The organism is Nonomuraea sediminis, from assembly GCF_018531495.1.
Lineage (GTDB): Bacteria > Actinomycetota > Actinomycetes > Streptosporangiales > Streptosporangiaceae > Nonomuraea > Nonomuraea sediminis.
This window is the reverse complement of sequence record NZ_JAHDTI010000010.1, coordinates 252,442-269,499: the sequence shown is the minus strand read 5'-3', so window position 1 is coordinate 269,499 and position 17,058 is coordinate 252,442. Positions and strand designations below refer to the sequence as shown.

The 17,058-nt window shown below is 71.5% G+C and carries 17 protein-coding genes and 1 pseudogene; 12 read left to right on the top strand and 6 right to left on the bottom strand.

The features are described from left to right. From KIK09_RS35890 to KIK09_RS35880, 3 genes are read left to right on the top strand one after another with little or no spacing between them, the layout of a single operon-like run. Positions 1 to 1,413: a WS/DGAT/MGAT family O-acyltransferase gene (locus tag KIK09_RS35890; protein ID WP_214323893.1), complete on the top strand. Its 1,413-nt coding sequence runs from the start codon at positions 1 to 3 to the stop codon at positions 1,411 to 1,413. 32 nt (positions 1,414 to 1,445) lie between these two features. Further along, positions 1,446 to 2,531, top strand: a complete 1,086-nt coding sequence (locus KIK09_RS35885; protein ID WP_214323892.1) for a winged helix DNA-binding domain-containing protein — start codon at positions 1,446 to 1,448, stop codon at positions 2,529 to 2,531. Next, positions 2,498 to 2,809, top strand: coding sequence for a hypothetical protein (locus KIK09_RS35880; RefSeq protein WP_214323891.1), 312 nt, complete (start codon positions 2,498 to 2,500; stop codon positions 2,807 to 2,809). Before KIK09_RS35885 ends, KIK09_RS35880 begins: the two co-directional genes overlap by 34 nt. A gap of 430 nt (positions 2,810 to 3,239) precedes the next feature. Here KIK09_RS35880 and KIK09_RS35875 read toward each other — a convergent pair whose 3' ends face one another. Both KIK09_RS35875 and KIK09_RS35870 read right to left on the bottom strand, forming a co-directional pair. Then, entirely contained in the window at positions 3,240 to 4,124 is an 885-nt protein-coding gene (locus KIK09_RS35875) for an aldo/keto reductase (RefSeq protein WP_214323890.1), read from the bottom strand. A gap of 14 nt (positions 4,125 to 4,138) precedes the next feature. Further along, positions 4,139 to 5,068, bottom strand: coding sequence for an NAD-dependent epimerase/dehydratase family protein (locus KIK09_RS35870; RefSeq protein WP_214323889.1), 930 nt, complete (start codon positions 5,066 to 5,068; stop codon positions 4,139 to 4,141). A 70-nt stretch (positions 5,069 to 5,138) separates the two neighbouring features. Here KIK09_RS35870 and KIK09_RS35865 point away from each other — a divergent pair, with 70 nt between their 5' ends. Further along, positions 5,139 to 6,056 (top strand): LysR family transcriptional regulator, encoded by a 918-nt coding sequence (locus tag KIK09_RS35865; protein ID WP_214323888.1) that lies wholly within the window; start codon positions 5,139 to 5,141, stop codon positions 6,054 to 6,056. Positions 6,057 to 6,078: 22 nt separating this feature from the next. Here the strand turns inward: KIK09_RS35865 and KIK09_RS35860 are convergent, their stop codons facing one another. Next, on the bottom strand, positions 6,079 to 6,828 hold the full coding sequence (locus KIK09_RS35860) for a TetR/AcrR family transcriptional regulator (protein ID WP_214323887.1): 750 nt from the start codon (positions 6,826 to 6,828) through the stop codon (positions 6,079 to 6,081). A gap of 134 nt (positions 6,829 to 6,962) precedes the next feature. On the opposite strand from KIK09_RS35860, the pseudogene KIK09_RS35855 reads away from it, so the two are divergent. Continuing rightward, positions 6,963 to 7,916 (top strand): annotated as a pseudogene (locus KIK09_RS35855) (RNA polymerase sigma factor); the annotation flags it as partial. 314 nt (positions 7,917 to 8,230) lie between these two features. Here the strand turns inward: KIK09_RS35855 and KIK09_RS35850 are convergent. Beyond that, on the bottom strand, positions 8,231 to 8,791 hold the full coding sequence (locus tag KIK09_RS35850) for a dihydrofolate reductase family protein (protein WP_214323885.1): 561 nt from the start codon (positions 8,789 to 8,791) through the stop codon (positions 8,231 to 8,233). Positions 8,792 to 8,977: 186 nt separating this feature from the next. On the opposite strand from KIK09_RS35850, the gene KIK09_RS35845 reads away from it, so the two are divergent. The 5 genes from KIK09_RS35845 to KIK09_RS35825 all read left to right on the top strand — a co-directional run bounded on the left by KIK09_RS35845 (position 8,978) and on the right by KIK09_RS35825 (position 13,316). Then, the gene (locus KIK09_RS35845) at positions 8,978 to 9,238 is read left to right on the top strand and encodes a hypothetical protein (protein WP_214323884.1); all 261 of its coding nucleotides are present in this window, start codon (positions 8,978 to 8,980) and stop codon (positions 9,236 to 9,238) included. A gap of 139 nt (positions 9,239 to 9,377) precedes the next feature. Further along, positions 9,378 to 9,749 (top strand): SAM-dependent methyltransferase, encoded by a 372-nt coding sequence (locus KIK09_RS35840; protein WP_308164497.1) that lies wholly within the window; start codon positions 9,378 to 9,380, stop codon positions 9,747 to 9,749. Positions 9,750 to 9,794: 45 nt separating this feature from the next. Continuing rightward, the gene (locus tag KIK09_RS35835; protein WP_214323882.1) at positions 9,795 to 10,970 is read left to right on the top strand and encodes a winged helix DNA-binding domain-containing protein; all 1,176 of its coding nucleotides are present in this window, start codon (positions 9,795 to 9,797) and stop codon (positions 10,968 to 10,970) included. 10 nt (positions 10,971 to 10,980) lie between these two features. Beyond that, the gene (locus KIK09_RS35830; protein ID WP_214323881.1) at positions 10,981 to 12,882 is read left to right on the top strand and encodes a heparinase II/III domain-containing protein; all 1,902 of its coding nucleotides are present in this window, start codon (positions 10,981 to 10,983) and stop codon (positions 12,880 to 12,882) included. After that, positions 12,879 to 13,316: a MarR family winged helix-turn-helix transcriptional regulator gene (locus tag KIK09_RS35825; RefSeq protein WP_214323880.1), complete on the top strand. Its 438-nt coding sequence runs from the start codon at positions 12,879 to 12,881 to the stop codon at positions 13,314 to 13,316. Before KIK09_RS35830 ends, KIK09_RS35825 begins: the two co-directional genes overlap by 4 nt. Before the next feature lie 579 nt (positions 13,317 to 13,895). On the opposite strand, the gene KIK09_RS35820 is transcribed toward KIK09_RS35825, so the two are convergent. Beyond that, entirely contained in the window at positions 13,896 to 14,375 is a 480-nt protein-coding gene (locus KIK09_RS35820; protein WP_214323879.1) for a MarR family winged helix-turn-helix transcriptional regulator, read from the bottom strand. A gap of 5 nt (positions 14,376 to 14,380) precedes the next feature. Further along, positions 14,381 to 15,286, bottom strand: a complete 906-nt coding sequence (locus KIK09_RS35815; protein WP_214323878.1) for an NAD(P)/FAD-dependent oxidoreductase — start codon at positions 15,284 to 15,286, stop codon at positions 14,381 to 14,383. Positions 15,287 to 15,353: 67 nt separating this feature from the next. Between KIK09_RS35815 and KIK09_RS35810 the strand changes: the two genes are divergently transcribed. Both KIK09_RS35810 and add read left to right on the top strand, forming a co-directional pair. Further along, positions 15,354 to 15,929: a helix-turn-helix domain-containing protein gene (locus KIK09_RS35810; RefSeq protein WP_308164495.1), complete on the top strand. Its 576-nt coding sequence runs from the start codon at positions 15,354 to 15,356 to the stop codon at positions 15,927 to 15,929. After that, positions 15,910 to 16,869 (top strand): adenosine deaminase, encoded by a 960-nt coding sequence (gene add, locus KIK09_RS35805; protein WP_214323876.1) that lies wholly within the window; start codon positions 15,910 to 15,912, stop codon positions 16,867 to 16,869. Before KIK09_RS35810 ends, add begins: the two co-directional genes overlap by 20 nt. The last annotated feature ends 189 nt before the right edge of the window (positions 16,870 to 17,058 follow it).

Here is a 17,058-nt window from a genome sequence, read left to right as displayed (position 1 = left end):
ATGCCGCAGCTGACCCCCCTGGACGCCCAGTTCCTTCACTTCGAGACCGCCACCAACGTGGCCAACATCGCCGGGCTGGCCATCCTGGAGGGCGACGTCAACCGCAGCGACCTGCAGGCGCTGCTCGAACAGCGCCTGCCCCACGTCCCCGCGATGCGGCGCAAACTCGCGCCCGTCCCCTTCGGACTCGACCACCCCTACTGGGTGCAGGAGGACGACCTCGACCTCGACTACCACGTGCGCGAGATCGGGCTGCCGCCGCCCGGCGACGACCGGCAACTGGCCGAGCAGATCTCCCGCCTGCACGCCCGGCGGCTCGACCGCAACCGGCCGCTGTGGGAGATCGACCTGATCCACGGCCTGTCCGGCGGCCGCATGGGCCTCTACACCAAGATCCACCACGCCGCCGTCGACGGCGTCGGCGGGGCAGACGTGCTGGCCGCGCTGCTCGACCTCACCCCCGTGCCCGCGCTGCGCGACGGTGAGCCTGAACGCGACGAGCCGCCGCCCGACCGGCTCGAGATGCTCGGGCGGGCCCTCATCCGGCTGGGCGCCAACCCCGCCCAGGCCGTCCGCTTCGCCGCCCGGGCATTACCGCATCTGGACGAGATCCCGGTGGTGTCCTGGATGCCCGGCACGCGGCTGGTGTCCGGGCTGGCCAGACGCCTGGCCGGGTCGGGGGAGGCGCCCGGGCTGCCGTCGCTGCCCGCGCCGCGCACGCCCTTCAGCGGTCCCGTCTCGGCGCACCGGCGTTTCGCGTTCGTGTCGCTGCCGCTGGATGAGATCAAGCTGGTGCGCAAGGCGTTCGAGGCGACGGTCAACGACGTGGTGATGGCGGTGTGCGCGGGGGCGCTGCGGCGCTGGCTGGCCGCCCACGGCGGTGTCCCGGCTCAGCCGCTGGTGGCGGGCATCCCGTTCTCGCTGCGGGAGGCGGGCGTCGGCGGCGGCAACCAGGTCGCCTTCATGACCGCGCCGCTGGCCGTACAGGTGGACGATCCCGTCGAGCGGCTGCGGCAGGTACGGCAGGCCATGCAGCGGATCAAGGAGCGGTTCTCGCTGGCGCCCGCCCGGTGGCTGCGGGAGTTCAGCGAGTCGATGCCCGCCGCGCTCATGGGGCTGGCCTCGCGCTCGGCCTTCGGGCTGGTCGGGCAGACGGCGCCGCCGATCAACGTGGCCATCTCCAACGTGCCGGGGCCGCAGTTCCCGCTGTACGTGTGCGGGGCGCGGCTGCTGACCCACTACCCGGTCTCGGTGATCACCGACGTGAGCGGCGGGGTCAACATCACCGCCTTCTCCTACAACGGGTCCCTGGACATCGGCGTCGTCACCGACCGGGAGATGGTGCCCGACGCCTGGGAGCTGACCGGATACCTGCGCTCGTCACTCGACGAGCTGCTGCTCATCGCGGAATGAACCTTGCCGCGATAGGCCGTAGCGTTCGCAGCATGGAGCTGAGCACCCGCACCCTCAACCGCACCACGCTGGAACGGCAGCTGCTGCTGCGCCGCGCGGACCTGTCGCCGATGGCCGCCGTCGAGCGCCTCGTCGCGCTGCAGGCCCAGGACACCAACGCCCCCTATGTCGGGCTGTGGACGCGACTGTCGTCCTTCACCCAGGACGAGCTGATCGACCTGCTGTACGGCAAGCAGGTCGTGCGGGGCGGGCTCCTGCGCGGCACCCAGCACCTGGTCGGGGCCGAGGACTACCTGTGGGTGCGGCCGCTGATGCAGGAACGCCTCGGCAAGGGGCGGCAGGCGGCCTTCGGCAAGGAGACCCGCTCGGTCGACCTGGCCGAGTTGGCGCGGGCGGCGCGCGAGCACCTGCGGGGGCGGACGCTGACCCGCACCCAGCTGCGCGACCTGCTGGCGCCGCAGTGGCCCTCGGTGGATCCGGCGGCGCTCGGGTGGTCGGTGCAGGCGCTGCTCGCGGTGATCCACACGCCTCCGTCCGGGATCTGGAACCGGGGCGGCGGTACGCCCTTCACGCTGGCCGAGGAGTGGCTCGGGCGGTCGCTGTCGGCGTCGCCATCCGTCGAGCGGCTGGTCGTGCGCTACCTGGCGGCCTTCGGGCCGGCCAGTGTCATGGACATCCAGGCGTGGTCGGGCCTGACGCGGCTGCGGTCCGTCGTCGAGGGGATGCAGCTCCGCCATTACCACGATATTTCTGGACGTGTCCTGTATGACCTGCCCGATGCGCCGCTGGCCTCCGCCGACGCCCCCGCGCCAGTCCGGTTCCTGCCCTACTTCGACAACCTCATCGTGGCCTTCCACGACCGCTCCCGGCTGATGACCACGGATCAGCGCAAGGAGATCTGCGTCGGCTCGATGGTGTACCCCACGTTCCTGGTCGACGGAATTGTCGGTGGCATGTGGGACCTTAAGGAGGCCACGCTGACCCTCCGGCCCTTCCACCCCTTGCCCCCTGCGGCGATGGACGAACTGGCCGCCGAGGGGGAGCGGCTGCTGGCGTTCGCGGGCGTGTCTGGAGGGAACATCGCATGGCAACCACACAGGAGCTCTTCGATGACCTGATGCAGGAATACCTCATCAGGCCCGCGGTGAGCACCGGGCGCATGCTGCACGCCGAAGGCCTCAAGGTCAACGGCAAGTTCTTCGCCTTCGTCTCCCAGGACCGGCTCATACTCAAACTCCCGGCCGCTCGCGTCACCGCCCTGGTCACCGACGGCGAAGCCCACATCTTCACCTCCGGCAACCGCAAGATGCGCGAATGGGTAGCCATCACCACCCAAGCCTCCTGGGAACCCCTCCTGGCCGAGTCCTACACCTTCGTCTCCACCCATTCCCCCTGATCCACACGACCCCGCCCACCCCGCCTACGCCGTCCCCCCGAGACGCTGCATCCTCATACGGCGCGCACCGCCACTCCTGCGACGTGCTCCGAGACACGGCGGCCATCGGCATCCTCGTACGACGGACCACTGGCACTCCGGAAACGCGCCCCGACGACCGAAACGCGGCCCGGAGCACGGGCCCCCTCCCGCGCCGGGCCGGCGAGACGTGGCACGGCGACCATTGGCGCGCTCGTATGACGGGCCACCGGCGCCTTCGTATGGCGCGCCACCGGCACTCCGGGGACGCGCCCCGACGGCTGAGAGGCGAAACGCGGCCCGGAGTACGGCCCGTCTCTCGCGCCGGGTCGGCGAGACGTGGCACGGCGGTCGCCGGCGCGCTTGCACGGCGGCAACCGGCGGTCCAGGGTCACGGTCGTGCGGCGTCGGTTCAGCTTGGCAGGGCGTCCTCGAGCTGGGACAGCTCTGCCTCGCTCAGCTTGAGTTCCGCGGCCCGGGCAGAGTCCTGGATGGAGGCCGGACGGCTGGCTCCCGGCAGCGGGATCACCGTCGGGGAGCGGGACAGCAGCCAGGCCAGGGCGATCTGCTGCGGGCTGACACCGTGGACCGCCGCGATCCGGTGGAACGCGGTGCCCGCCGAGGTCGGGCCCGAGGGCCCGTCGAGGGAGCTGCGGGAGATGCCGCCCAGCGGGCTCCAGGGCAGGAAGGCCAGGCCCAGCTGTGCGCTCAGCTGTAGCTCCGCCTCGCTGGTGCGCACGGCGGGCGAGTACTGGTTCTGCACCGACACGAGCCCGTCGCCGAGGATCGCGTGCGCCTCGCGGATCTCGTCAGTGGTCACATTGGAGATCCCGGCGGCACGGATCGTGCCGGCGTCGAGCAACTCGCGCAGCGCGCCGACGGAGTCGGCCCAGGGCACGGCCGGGTCCGGCTTGTGCAACTGGTACAGGCCGATGGCCTCGACGCCCAGCCGGCGCCTGGAAGCCTCGGCGGCGCGCTTGAGGTGGGCGGGGCTGCCGGTGACCGTCCAGCTGCCGTCGCCGGGGCGACCGCGGCCGCCCTTGGTGGCGACCAGGACGCCGGAGGTGTCGCCGCCGTAGCCGGCCAGGGCTCGGGCGACAAGCAGCTCGTTGTGGCCGGTCTCGCCGGCGTGCCAGTGGTAGCTGTCGGCGGTGTCGATGAGCGTGACCCCGGCGTCGAGGGCGGCGTGGATGGTGGCGACGGCCCGCGCCTCGTCGGGGCGGTGCTCGATGGACAGCGGCATCGCGCCCAGGCCGACGGCGCTGACGGCGGTGTCTCCGATGGTGCGGTACTGCATGGCAGGTCTGTTCCTCAGGCAGTAGGGGTGATGGCTTCGGCGACGGCGCCGGGCAGCCAGTCCGCGGTGCGGGCGAAGCCGAAGCCCAGCTCCTTCGCGCGGGCATTGCTCATGGCGTAGTGGCGGTCGAAGGAGAACGGCGAGGCCGTCTCGCCCGCGCCGACGACGCGGTACACGGGCTCACGCCGGGTCTGGGCGGCGATGGCCGAGGCCAGGTCGCGTACGTCGAGCAGGCCGTCGGAGCAGGCGTTGATCGGACCGGTGAAGCCGGCGGTCGTGGCCGCCCACAGCAGCAGGTCCGCCAGCTCCTCGTAGTGGATGAAGACGGTGGGCAGCGCCTCGGCGTGCACGGCGATCTCCTCGTCGCGGGCGATGCGCTCGACGTAGTGCGCCAGCCGGCCGGTGAACTCCTGCGCGCCGCCGCCGAGCACGTGGGCGCTGCGCACGGAGGCGAAGTCGAACCCGCCGTCCCGGGCGAAGACGGCCTCCGCCTGGCGCTTGCCCTCGGCGTAGTGGGCCTCCAGGTAGGCGTCGTCGTGCCAGGGCAGGTCCATCCGAACCAGCCAGGCGGCCGGGTCCACGATCCCTTCCGGCACCGCGGTGCCATGCGGGACGGACGGCAGCGCGGCGGTCGCCGGGTCGTACACCTCGATCGTTGACGTCATGACGAGACGCCGGGTACGACCGTGAAAGGCGCGGGCGGCGATCGCGGCCTGCACGGGGGTGTAGCAGACCTGGTCGACGACAACGTCGAAGGTGCGGGAACCGATGGCGGCGGTGAGGGCGGCCTCGTCGTTGCGGTCGGCGACGAGGTGCTCGACACCGTGGGGCGGCGGGGTGGAGCCGCGGTTGACCACAGTGACCCGGTGTCCCGCGGCATGCAGCCGCTGGACCAGGAGCTTGCCGAAGTACCGGCTGCCGCCGATGACGCAGATCTCTTGCATGCCCCCATCCTGGCCACCTACGGTCACCAGCAGAATGGCCGACTTACTGGAAACGTATTAAGGAATACTGTTGATCGAAGTACAGCGGCTGCGCGTCCTGCGGGCCGTGGCGGAGCACGGCAGCTTCAATCAGGCGGCGACGGCCCTCCACCTCACCCCTTCGGCCGTTTCCCAGCACGTGGCTGCCCTGGAGCGCAGCCTCGGCGCCCAGGTCGTGGCGCGCAGCACCCGCGGGGTCACCCTGACCCAGGCCGGCCGCATCATGGTCGGCGCCGCCGAGTCGGTCGCCGCAGAGCTCGAACACGCGAAGCAGCAGGTCGACCGGCTCGGGACCGGCCGCACCCAGCTCACCGTCGCGACGTTCAGCAGCGGCGGAAGGCTCCTGCTGCCCGGGGCCCTCGCCCGGCTGACGGCGGCCCATCCCGACACGGTGCTCCACGTCAGGGAAGGCGAGCCAGAAGACAGCCTGCCCCTCGTCCGCCAGGGCGCCGTGGACCTCGCCCTCGCCTACCACTTCGACGGCCCGCTGCCCGGTCAGCTGGGCCAGAACTCCGGCATGCGGTGGACTGCGCTCATGGAAGACCCTCTGCACGTCGTCCTGCCGGAGAGGCATCGGCTGGCCGACCGCGACGCGCTCGACATCGCCGATCTGGCGGCCGAGCCCTGGGTGCTCGGCTGCCTCAAGACCGAGGCCTACCTGCGCCGCTACGCCGAGCGTGCGGGCTTCGACCCGGAGGTGCGCGGCACGACGACCGACTACTTCTTCGCCCGCTCGCTCGTCGCCGCGGGCATGGGGATCTCGCTGATTCCCTCCATCGCGCTGATGCCGGACGTGCCCGGCCTGCGCACCGTCCCGATCGAGCCGCCGGCTCCGACCCGGCACATCGGTGTTGCCACGATCGGCCGCCGCCGCGACCACCCCCAGGTCACGACGCTGATCCAGGCTCTGCGGGAGCAGGCGGTGGCCCCCGGCGGAGCGGGTGTTTGAGACAGGAACGCGGCCGATGGGGTCAACGGGTGGCGTAGGTGCCGATGGAGGGTTCGAGGAGGTCGAAGACCTGCTCGGCCATGGGCTGGAGGGCGGCGGCGATGGTGTCGGGGGATTCGCCTGCCAGCGTGCGGGTCTGGAGCTCGCGGAACAGGAGGCGGCCGGTGGCGGCGAGCTGGGCGGCCACGGCGCGGGCGGTAACGGTTTCCGCTCCGGGAGCGTTAAGAGGTGACCCGGGTTCGGGAGCATCCGGGGATGGGGATACGGGTCCCCGGGGGCCCGCCGTACCTGGAGAGGTTCGACCGCCCGGAATAGCGGAAGTGCTCGAGGGGGTGAGCTCGTGGACGAGGACCGCGGCGAGGGCGGCTTCGCGCTGCTCGTGCAGGTCGCGCAGGCGGGCCACCAGCGTCGGGCTGTCGGCGATCATGCGGGCGAACTCGCGCCCGGTGAAGCCGATCACCGGATCGCGCCGCTCGAGCGCCTCCATGAAGGCCCGGCGCACCGCCGCCAGGGCCGACTCGCCGGGAGCGCGGTCGCCGACCGCGTCGGCCAGGCTCGCCACGAACGCCTCGTGGTGGTCGAGCGCCAGGTCCTCCTTGCGCGGGAAGTAGTTCGTGACGGTCATCTTGGCCACGCGCGCCGCGTTGGCGATGTCGGCGATGGTGGTTTTGTCGAAGCCGCGCTGCAGGAAGAGTTGGGTAGCGTGGTCAGAGATGGCCTGCCTGGTCTCCCGCTTCTTCTGTTCCCGCAACCCCAAGGTGTCGATGCCCATAGCCCTTAGTGTGCCACGAAATTTTAGGTCCGACCTGTTTTTAGGTTGACGATCCGGTTGGAGCGACCTAAAGTTGTGTTCAGCCTAAGTTTGGACGTAATCCGAGCGAGGAGAAGATCTTGTCCCAAGCCGCAGAGGAACTCGTCCTGGACGACAACGTCAGCGACGGCTCCCCGGCCGCCGGCGCCGACTCGGTCAAGGTGTATCTGAAAGAGATCGGCCGGGTGCCGCTGCTCAACGCCGAGCAGGAGATCGAGCTTGCCAAGCGCATCGAGGCAGGACTGTTCGCCCGCGAGCGGCTCGACACCGAGCCGGGCCTGTCCGCCGACCTGCGAGCCGACCTGGAGTGGATCGCCGAGGACGGCATCCAAGCCAAGGAACGGATGCTGGAGGCCAACCTCCGCCTGGTCGTGTCCATCGCCAAGCGCTACACCGGGCGCGGCATGCTCTTCCTGGACCTCATCCAGGAGGGCAACCTCGGCCTGATCCGGACGATCGAGAAGTTCGACTACCGGCTCGGGTTCAAGTTCTCAACCTACGCCACCTGGTGGATCAAGCAGGCGATCACCCGCGCCATGGCCGACCAGGCCCGCACGATCCGCATCCCCGTGCACATGGTCGAGCTGATCAACAAGGTGGCGCGGGCGCAGCGCCGCCTGCAGACGGAGCTCGGCCGCGAGGCCACGCCCGAGGAGCTCGCCACCGATACCGAGCTGACGCCCGACCGTGTCATCGAGATCCAGAGCTACGGCCGCGAGCCCATCTCCCTGGAGACGCCGCTCGGGGAGGAGGGCGACAGCCAGTTCGGCGACCTCATCGAGGACACCGAGGCCATCTCGCCCGCCGACGCGGTGTCGTTCACGCTGCTGCAGCAGCAACTGCGGCAACTGCTCGGCGACCTCACCGAGCGCGAGGCGGGCGTCATCTCCATGCGGTACGGCCTGCTGGACGGCAGGCCCATGACCCTCGACGAGATCGGCCGCGTCTACGGCGTCACCCGGGAACGCATCAGGCAGATCGAAGCCAAGACCATGTCCAAACTCCGCCACCCCTCCCGCTCACTCGCCCTCCGCGACTACCTCAGCTGACCCCGGCACCTGTACGGCAGGCCACCTCCAACCCGCCGACCCGCCCACGCGACCCGACGAACGCCGCCGGGGCCCGCACGGCGGGTCACCGGTGGGGCCCTGCCGGGGCGCGTGCCTATGTACGGCGGGGAGCGCGATAGGGCGGGTTACCGACAGGTCTGCGATGGATGCGCGGGAGTACGGGCGGAACTGGCTGGGTCGAGTGCGTTCTGGGGGAGGGATGCCGACAGCGGTCGGTATTCAAGGCGGCCCGAATGGTTCAGCGGCCGTAGTCCAGGAACGGTGCCGCTGAGGGCATTCACTGCCACGCTCGGCTAGGCGCGGTCGTAGCGCATCACCAGCACCTGCGAATCGCAGGTGCGCGACTCGGCCAGCCGTAGGCCCAGCTGCTCGTCGCGCGGGACGAACAGCGGCCGGCCACCGCCCAGCACGACCGGGTGCACCGCGATGTGGTACTCGTCGATCAGGCCGTGATCGGTGAGCGCGGCGGCCAGGCTGGAGCCGCCGGTGAGCAGCAGGTCCTTGCCGTCCTGTCGCTTGAGCTCGGCGACCTGCTCGGCGAGGTCGTCGCCGATGATCCGGGTGGCCCAGTCGGCCTCCTTCAGCGTCCTCGAGAAGACGATCTTCGGCGTGTCGCGCCAGAGAGGGGCGAACTTCAGGACGTGCGGGTGATCCGACATCGACTCGGCATTCGGCCAGAAGGCCACCATGCCTTCCCAGACGCCGCGCCCGTACAGGAAGGTGTCGGAACGGTCGCTCAGCGCCTCGGAGTACGCCGACAGTTCCTCGCCCATCACGGGCCAGTCGAACTCGCCGTTCGGGCCGTCGATGTGGCCGTCGATCGAGGTGTGCACCCAGAAGATGATCTTACGCATGTCCGGCGCCTGTTCTGTTTGCTTTCGCGGGTGAGTCGTCGCCGTGGCGACGTTCTCTACATCTGGCGCACGAAGGACGCTGCCGCACGCCGGTCCGGGTAGCAGGATCGACGGCCAGCCCCCGCGGCGCCGTCGTACCAGCTCCCGGATCAGCGCCGTGCCGGCGTCGTAGGGATCCATCTCGGCGTGCTGGCCCCGCCCTCCGCCTTCGGCGCCGACCACGACCAGCCAGATCCGGCCGAGCGGCGGGTTGCCCAGGGCGAGCTCGGCGATGACCGGGTGATCATCGCGAGCGGCAACGCGGGGCGTCGGCCGCCCTTGGGTCTGTCGGGTGCGTTCATGGGGGCCAGCGTGCCGGGCGCTGGGAGCCTGCCTCTGCTGGCGGACGGCCGGAACGTGACAGCCCAGGTTGCCTTCGCCAGACACTTCGGACACCTCTCCTGGTGACTTTGGTTGGCACCCCCGGTGGGTACGTGGTGGGAGCCCTGGGGGCGGTATATAGGGGGTTATGGATGTTGAGGCGGTTGGGATTGTTCTGGGCGGGCGGGGCGAAGCGGTCGACGATCACTGGGGGGAGGAGGTCGCGGTGATCCGGGTCGAGGGGTTCCCGGAGGAGGCCTTGTTCGGGCTCGATCAGTTCTCGCACCTCGAGGTGGTCTATCGGTTTCACCTGGTGAGCGAGGACAAGGTCGAGACGGGGGCGCGGCATCCGCGGAACAACTCCGAGTGGCCGCTGGTCGGGATCTTCGCGCAGCGGGGGAAGAACCGGCCGAACCGGATCGGCGTCTCGCGGTGCGAGCTGGTCAAGGTCGACGGCCTGGACGTGCACGTCAAGGGGCTCGACGCGATCGAGGGAACCCCGGTGCTCGACATCAAGCCGTACATGCGGGAGTTCGGGCCGCGGGGCGAGGTGCGGCAGCCCGCGTGGGCGGTGGAGTTGATGCGCGAGTACTACTGACATCGCGGAAGCAACCTTGCCGCATTGGCCTCTACGGTGGTGTCCATGAGGCAGATGACGTGGGCAGAGGTCAGCGCGAGGCGGTTCGAGCGGCAGGGGCTCGGCACGCCGTACAAGGGCAGCGTCGAAGGCTCGCCGTACCAGAGCGACTCGCCGCACAAAAGCGGCGAGCCGTACGGCGTGGCCGGGGTCGTGGGGGCGATGTGCGGGGCGCACGCGCAGGTGATGTCGGCAGCCGAGATGTCCGTGGGGATGCGGCTGGAGGGCGTCACCAGGGTGGACGTGCGTGAGGCGCTGTGGAGCGGGCGGAGCCTGGTCAAGACGCACGGGCCGCGGGGGACCGTGCATCTGCTGCCCGCGGCGGAACTGCCGATGTGGGTGGGGGCGTTGTCGTCGATCCCGGGCGGCAGCACGCAGGCGCGGGACGTGCGGATGACGGGCGAGCAGACCGATGCGGTGGTTGCCGCGATCGCGCAGGCCGTCGATGGTGTGGAGTTGACGATCGACGAGCTGAGCGACGCGGTCGTGGCGGCGACCGGGCCGTGGGCGGGGGATCTGGTGATGCCGGCGTTCCAGACGATGTGGCCGCGCTGGCGGCAGGCGATGGCGCTGGCGTCGCACAGGGGCGCATTCGTGTTCGGGCGCAACCGGGGGCGCAAGGTCACCTACACCAGCCCGCCGTCCGGGCTGCCGGTGGTCGACGGGCGGGCCGAGCTGGTCAGGCGCTACCTGCACGCGTACGGCCCGGCCACCCCGGAATGGTTCGCCCAGTGGATCGGGGCGCCCAAGTCGTGGGCCGTGGCGGCCTTCGGGCTGGTGGACCTGGAGGAGGTGGCCGTCGAAGGGACGCCCGCCTGGGTGCTGGCCGGTGACACCGAGGATGGGGAGGCCGCGGGCGGGATGCGGCTGCTGCCGTACTTCGACGCCTATGTGGTGGCGGGGCGGCCGCGTGAGCTGCTGTATCCGGGGCGGGCGGCCGAGCGGGCGCTGGCCGGAGGGCAGGCGGGCAACTACCCCGTGCTGCTGGCCGGCGGGCAGGTGACGGGGGTGTGGCATCAGCGGCGTTCGGGCAGCAGGATCGACGTCACGGTGGAGCCGCTCCGGACGCTCACGCAGCGGGAACTGGGGGAGCTCGACGAGCAGGTGGCTCGGCTCGGGGAGATCCTCGAGGGGACGCCCCGGCTCACGATCGGCACTGTGACTGTGGGAGGGCACGCGTGAGAATGGCAGGATGGACTGGCACGCCGTAAGGCGGAAGGTGCGCACGCGTGGCTGGGCGAGGGACGTCGTGGCGCAGGTGCGGGCCCAGTACGAGCGGTGGCGCCTGGACCTGCGGATCCCGGGCCCCGACAAACCGTCGGCGTGGACGCACCACTACTTCTGCGACTCCGACGGAGCGCCGCTGCGCTTCGACGTGGCATCCCCGGAACGGCACGCGTGCACCAGGTGCGGCCGCCTCTACACGGGTGAACCGTGGGACGGCGCCTGGCGGACCCGCATGCACAACCAGGCGGCGGCCCAGGCCCAGCGCGCCGCCCTCCTGATCCGCCTGGCGGAGAACGCCTCGCCGGCGGGCAGGCGGATCGCGGCGGCCAAGCAGGCGAAAGTGCCCTGGCGGGTTCAGGCTGGAGACGCCGGTCTCATCACGGTCGGCACCTCGGAGAAGATCCGGTCCCCTGTCGCCGAGCTGGAGCGGATCTTCACCGCCTACGACTACCAGGCCTACGAGCCCCACGGCGTCCACGCCGGCATCGGCCGCGTCCACCCCCAATCCCTGGACGAGGCCGTCTGGACCGTCGGCATGCTGCGCGCCCTCAGATGGGCGGGCGACGCGGCGACCAGGGACACGGTCGAAGCGGCGGCCACGCTGGCGCGAGGCGTCATCGACCTGCTCAAACCCCAGGTCGGCGCGATACACAACATCCACTGCTGGCTGCTGGCCGCGCTGGCGGAGTGCGCCGCCCTGCTCGACGACCAGCCCCTGCTGGCCTGGTGCCGCGACAGCGAACACGGCATCGAGGCCCAGATCCGCCAGGGCTTCCACCCGGAGGGCCTCTGGTACGAGATCAACCCGCACTACCACTACTACACCGTCGCCGCCCTGCTCTCCTACGCCGAGGTGGGCGGGCTGAGCGACGAGGCCCGCACCCGCCTGGCCCGCGCGATCGACGCCCCGCCCGCCCTGGCCTACTCCGACGGCCGCCTGCCCGCCTACGGCGACGGGTGGGCCAGGTGCTTCCTCGGCGACTTCGCACCCCAGGCCGAGGCCGCCTGGGCCCGGCTCGGCCCGGTGGACCTGGGCTCCTACTACGCCGACCGCCGCAAGAACCCGGTGCGGCTGTGGTTCGGCAACCCCGACCACGCCGACAGGAACGTCGTGCTGCCCGGCCGCTCGTCGGTGGCGGCGCTGGTCTTCGGCCCCGACGACCTGCCCGCCGCCCAGGAGCCACGCCGGAGCTTCATCTGGCCCGAGGCGGGCATCGGCGTGCTGCGATCACCGCACGTGCGGCTGGCCATGCGGTTCGGCCCCGACGCGGGCGGCCACGACCACCGCGACAAGCTGGCCGTGGACGTGGAGACCGCCACCGGCTGGACCAGCCTGGACCTGGGCACCAGCGGCTACGGCTCCGACTTCACCACCTGGCTGCGCTCGCCGCGCGCCCACAACCTCGTCGTCGTCGACGGCGCTCGCCAGCCCTCGCACACGGGCCGCCTGCTGGACGGCTCGCCGCGCCACCTGTCCGCCGAGTCCGCCTGGGACGGCCACACCTTCCGCCGTACGGTCACCATCACCGACACCGGCTGGACCGACACCTACCAGGCCCGCCTCGACGGCGAGCACGACCTCGAGTGGATCTTCCACGGCGACGGCGCCTTCCAGGCGGACGAGACCGAACCCGCCGAGCTCGACGCCCCCTGGCTCCGCGACACCAGGCGCATCACCGGCGACCGCGTCGAAGGGCACTGGCCCGGCTCGCCGCGCCTCACGATGCCGATCCCCGACGGCTTCCACGCCTACACCGCCACCGCGGACGGCAACCCGAACGGCCGCCCGCTCGGCCTGATCCTGCTGCGCGGACGCGCCAGGCAGGCGACCTTCGAAGCCACCTTCGAGGGTAATCTGCTGCAGTGACACTCACCGAGGCCCGCGCGCAGGGCTGGCGCACGCTCGCGGCCCTGCAGAACCGCATCGAGGTCAAGATCGAGCGCGCCCTGCAGGACGAACACGGCCTCAGCGTCAACGAGTTCTGCGTCCTGCACCACCTGGCCGGACCCGACGGACCTCACACGCGCATGCAGCAGCTCGCCGACCTGCTCGTGCTCAGCCAGAGCGCCACCACGCGCCTGGTCGCCCGCCTGGAGAGGCGCGGCCTGCTCACCCGCGTCCTGTCGGAGGAGGACCGCCGCGGCATCTACGCCCAGGCCACCGACTCGGGCCGCCTCCTCCACGACCAGGCCGCCCCGACCCACAACGCGGCCCTCGAATCCGCCCTCGCCGAAGCCGCCCACCTCCCCGAACTCACCCCCCTCGTCCAAGCCCTCGAAACCCTCACCATCAAGGTCTGACGCCTCCCCGGGCGCTCCTGATTTTCTGAGCTCTCTGTTATGGCAGGTCCTCTGGGCTTGCTGTACGGCGAGCGTGAGGCTCTCCTGGTTGGCAGGCTTTCTGGGCTTCTGTCTTTCTGGGCTTCTGTACGGCGAGGCCGCCGCCACCGGCCGCCCACCGCACTTCGGCTGAGGACCCGCGCCCGGCGCTTCCGGCGAGTCGACGCCGCTTCCCACCGCCACGGCGCTACGTGATCGTGACACCCCGGCCTCCGGTTGCCCGCCGCCCACGCCCTGCCGCCCGGGTGCCTGGGGAGCTCTGGGGTTTCTCGGGTGACCACGGGCTCGCATTTCTGGCGCCGGGTCGGTGGGGAGGTGTGCGGTGGAGGGTGGCGCCCTGTGCGGCGGGGGGCGTGGCCGGGGTGTCACGGTTACGAAGGGGCGTTGCGGCGGGTCAGCGGCGTCGACTCGCCGGAAGCGCCGGGCGCGGGTCATCAGCCGAAGTGCGGTGGGCGGCCGGTGGCGGTGGCTTGCCGTACAAGCACCTCGCCGTACAAGAACCTCGCCCGCACCGGAATGCCCAGAGAACCACCGTAGAGGTCAGGGTGAGAGGAATGTGCGGAGGAGGGTGTCGAGGGTGGCGGTGTCGGCGGGGGAGAGGCGGGAGGACAGGCGGGCGAGGTTGGCGGCGTGGTCGGTGAGGGCGGCGTCGATGACGCGGAGGCCCTCGTCCGTGAGCGTGACGCGGAAGCTGCGGCGGTCGGCGGGGTCGAGGGCGCGCGAGACGAGGCCGGCCGCCTCCAGGCGGTCGAGGCGGTTGGTCATGCCGGCCCGCGACATCATCAGCACCTGCGACAGCTCCGACGGGATCAGCGTGTACGGCGGGCCGGAGCGGCGCAGCGCCGCCAGCACGTCGAACTCGCCCTGCCGCAGGCCGTGCCGGGTGAAGACCTGGTCCACCGCGTCCTCGACCAGCCGGGACGCCCTGGCCAGGCGGGCGAAGACGCTCATGGCCTCCAGGTCGAGGTCGGGCCGTTCGCGGCGCCACTGGGCGAGTATCACGTCGATCGCGTCCTCCATGCAGGTCAGCCTATTCGAGACCGGATAGTCAGAGCCCGAACCACCTCCTCCTCCACCAGGTCGTGGTTGAGCGCGAAGGCCGCCGCGGCACCCATTCCGGCAGCGGTGATGACCTGGGCCCGGGGATCGACCACGTTCCCGACCGCCCACACCCCTTCGACGCTGGTGCGTCCGGAGGGGTCGGTGACCACCCAGCCGTCGGACTTCCGGCAGCCCAGCTTGGTCAGCACCGCGTCGTGGGGCAGCATCCGCGGCATGACGAACACGGCCGTCCGCGGCACCACCCGGCCGTCGGCGAGCTCGACCCCGCGCAGCCTGCCGCCCTCGACCACGATCCGGGTGATCTTCCCCGCCACGACGGGCACGCCGCGCGCCGCCAGCCGCTCCAGCTCCTCAGCTGACGGCTCGATGTCGCCGGGGAAGAAGACGACGTCGTCCGACCACTGCCGCAGCAGCAAGGCGTGCTGCACGTTGCCCAGCACCCCGAGCGCCTCGTCGCGCACCTCGTAGCCGTGGCAGTAGGGGCAGTGCAGCACGTCGACGCCCCACCGCTCACGCAGGCCGGGAATGTCGGGCAGCTCGTCGCGCAGCCCGGTGGCCACCACGATCCGCCGCGCCGCCGGCGTCGCCCCGCCGGCCAGCCGGACCGTGAACCCGGGCTCGACACCCTCGACGCGCCCCTCGACGAGCCGCACGCCGTACTCGGTCACCTCGGCGCGGCCCGCCTCCAACAGCGCCGAGGGCGGCATGCCGTCGCGCGACAGGAAGCTGTGCATGTGCTCGGCGGGCGCGTTGCGCGGCTCGCCGGAATCGATCACCGCCACCCGGCGGCGTGCCCGTCCGAGGACGAGTGCCGTGCTCAGCCCGGCCGCGCCGCCGCCTATGATCACCACGTCGTATGTGTCGTCCATGCGGCCAAGACTGCGCAGCGGGTACCCCGATGACAACTTTTGTTGCCGTTTCTGGGACGATGTCCGGGTGGAAGACCGGATCGCCGCCGCGCTGGCCGAGGTGGGGCCCCGGCTCAAGCGCCTGCGTACCGAGCGGGGCGTGACGCTGGCCGCCCTGGCGGAGTCCACCGGCATCTCCAAGAGCACGCTTTCGCGACTGGAGACGGGCCAGCGGCGTCCGAGCCTGGAGTTGCTGCTGCCGATCGCGCAGGCCCACCAGGTGCCGCTCGACGAGCTGGTCGGCGCGCCCGAGGTCGGCGACCCGCGCGTGCGGCTGACGCCCCGCCGCGTCAACGACCAGGTGGTGCTGCCGCTGACCCGCCATCCTGGGCCGCTGCAGGCGTTCAAGTCGATCATCCCGGCCTCCCGCAGCACGCCCGATCTGTGCACCCACGAGGGCTTCGAGTGGCTCTACGTGCTCGCCGGACGGCTCCGGCTGGTGCTGGCCGACCACGATCTGGTGCTCGGGCCCGGGGAGGCGGCCGAGTTCGACACCCGGCTGCCGCACTGGTTCGGCAGCACGGGAGAGGGGCCGGTCGAGGTGCTCAGCCTTTTCGGCCGTCAGGGAGAAAGGATCCACGTCCGTGCCAAGCCCAAGGCCTAGCGGGCCGCCCAAGGCGCACCTGCACGTGCACCTGGAGAGCACCATCAGGCCCTCGACCGTGCTGGAGCTGGGCGGGCCGCCCGAGCCGGACAGGCCGTTCGCGAGCTTCGCGGAGTTCGCCGACCACCGGGCCCGGGTCCGCGAACGAGTCCGGACCTATGACGACTTCCGGAGGATCGCGGCCGAGTTCTGCGAGGACGAGGCCGCCCAGGGCACCCGCTACGCCGAGCTCACCTTCACCGCCGCCGCCCACGGCGAGCGCGTCGGCGACCTCGGCATGCCCCTGGCCGCCGTGATCGACGGGCTCGCCGAAGGACGCGCCCACGGGATCGAGTGCCGCCTGCTGCTCGACCACTCCCGCCGCCGTCCCGTGGAACGCCTCCGGCAGACCCTCGAGCTGGCCACCCGGCACGACGAGGTCATCGGGATCGGCCTGGCGGGCGACGAGGCGTTCCCGCTGGCACCCTTCGCCCCCGTCCTCGACGCGGCCAGGGACGCCGGTCTCCACCTGGTCCACCACGCCGGCGAGACCGCGGGACCCGCCAGCATCCGCGAGGCCCTCGACCTCGGGCACGCCGAACGCATCGGCCACGGCATCCGCGCCCTCGAGGACCCGGCGCTCGTCGCCGAACTACGCGATCGGGGGGTGCCGCTGGAGGTGTGCCCGAGCTCGAACGTCCTGCTCGGTCTCGTCCCGACTCTCGCCGACCACCCGCTGCCGCTGCTGGCCGAGGCGGGGCTGCGCGTCACGCTCAACACCGACGGCGAGACGTCCCTGGCGGAGGAGTACGCGCGCGTCCACGACCTCTTCGGCTTCGACCTGGCCACCCTGGCGGTGGCGGGGGTCGACGCCTCGTTCGCCCCCGACGACGTGAAGGCCCGGCTCCGCGCGGAGATCGCCGCCTGGGAGACGTCCCGCCGCGACTCCACAAGCGCTTAGGCCTCGTCCGTGGCTTCGTAAGGCCTGCAGTTTCCTGTACGGCGAGCCGCCGCAACCGGCCGCCCGCCGTACTCCGGCTGAGGGCCTGTGACCGGCGCTTCCGGCGAGTCGGTTCCACTTGCCCGCCGCCACGGCGCTTCGTGATCGCGGCACCCCGGCCACGGTTTCCCGCCGCACCGGGCGCCGACC

Excerpts from the sequence above, each read along its gene's own strand:
- KIK09_RS35875 (WP_214323890.1), bottom strand. The coding sequence starts at position 4,124 with ATGCAGTACCGCACCATCGGAGACACCGCCGTCAGCGCCGTCGGCCTG.
- KIK09_RS35860 (WP_214323887.1), bottom strand. The coding sequence starts at position 6,828 with ATGGGCATCGACACCTTGGGGTTGCGGGAACAGAAGAAGCGGGAGACC.
- KIK09_RS35880 (WP_214323891.1), top strand. The coding sequence starts at position 2,498 with ATGGCAACCACACAGGAGCTCTTCGATGACCTGATGCAGGAATACCTC.
- KIK09_RS35835 (WP_214323882.1), top strand. The coding sequence starts at position 9,795 with ATGAGGCAGATGACGTGGGCAGAGGTCAGCGCGAGGCGGTTCGAGCGG.
- KIK09_RS35890 (WP_214323893.1), top strand. The coding sequence starts at position 1 with ATGCCGCAGCTGACCCCCCTGGACGCCCAGTTCCTTCACTTCGAGACC.
- KIK09_RS35885 (WP_214323892.1), top strand. The coding sequence starts at position 1,446 with ATGGAGCTGAGCACCCGCACCCTCAACCGCACCACGCTGGAACGGCAG.
- KIK09_RS35815 (WP_214323878.1), bottom strand. The coding sequence starts at position 15,286 with ATGGACGACACATACGACGTGGTGATCATAGGCGGCGGCGCGGCCGGG.
- KIK09_RS35820 (WP_214323879.1), bottom strand. The coding sequence starts at position 14,375 with ATGGAGGACGCGATCGACGTGATACTCGCCCAGTGGCGCCGCGAACGG.
- KIK09_RS35870 (WP_214323889.1), bottom strand. The coding sequence starts at position 5,068 with ATGCAAGAGATCTGCGTCATCGGCGGCAGCCGGTACTTCGGCAAGCTC.
- KIK09_RS35830 (WP_214323881.1), top strand. The coding sequence starts at position 10,981 with ATGGACTGGCACGCCGTAAGGCGGAAGGTGCGCACGCGTGGCTGGGCG.
- KIK09_RS35850 (WP_214323885.1), bottom strand. The coding sequence starts at position 8,791 with ATGCGTAAGATCATCTTCTGGGTGCACACCTCGATCGACGGCCACATC.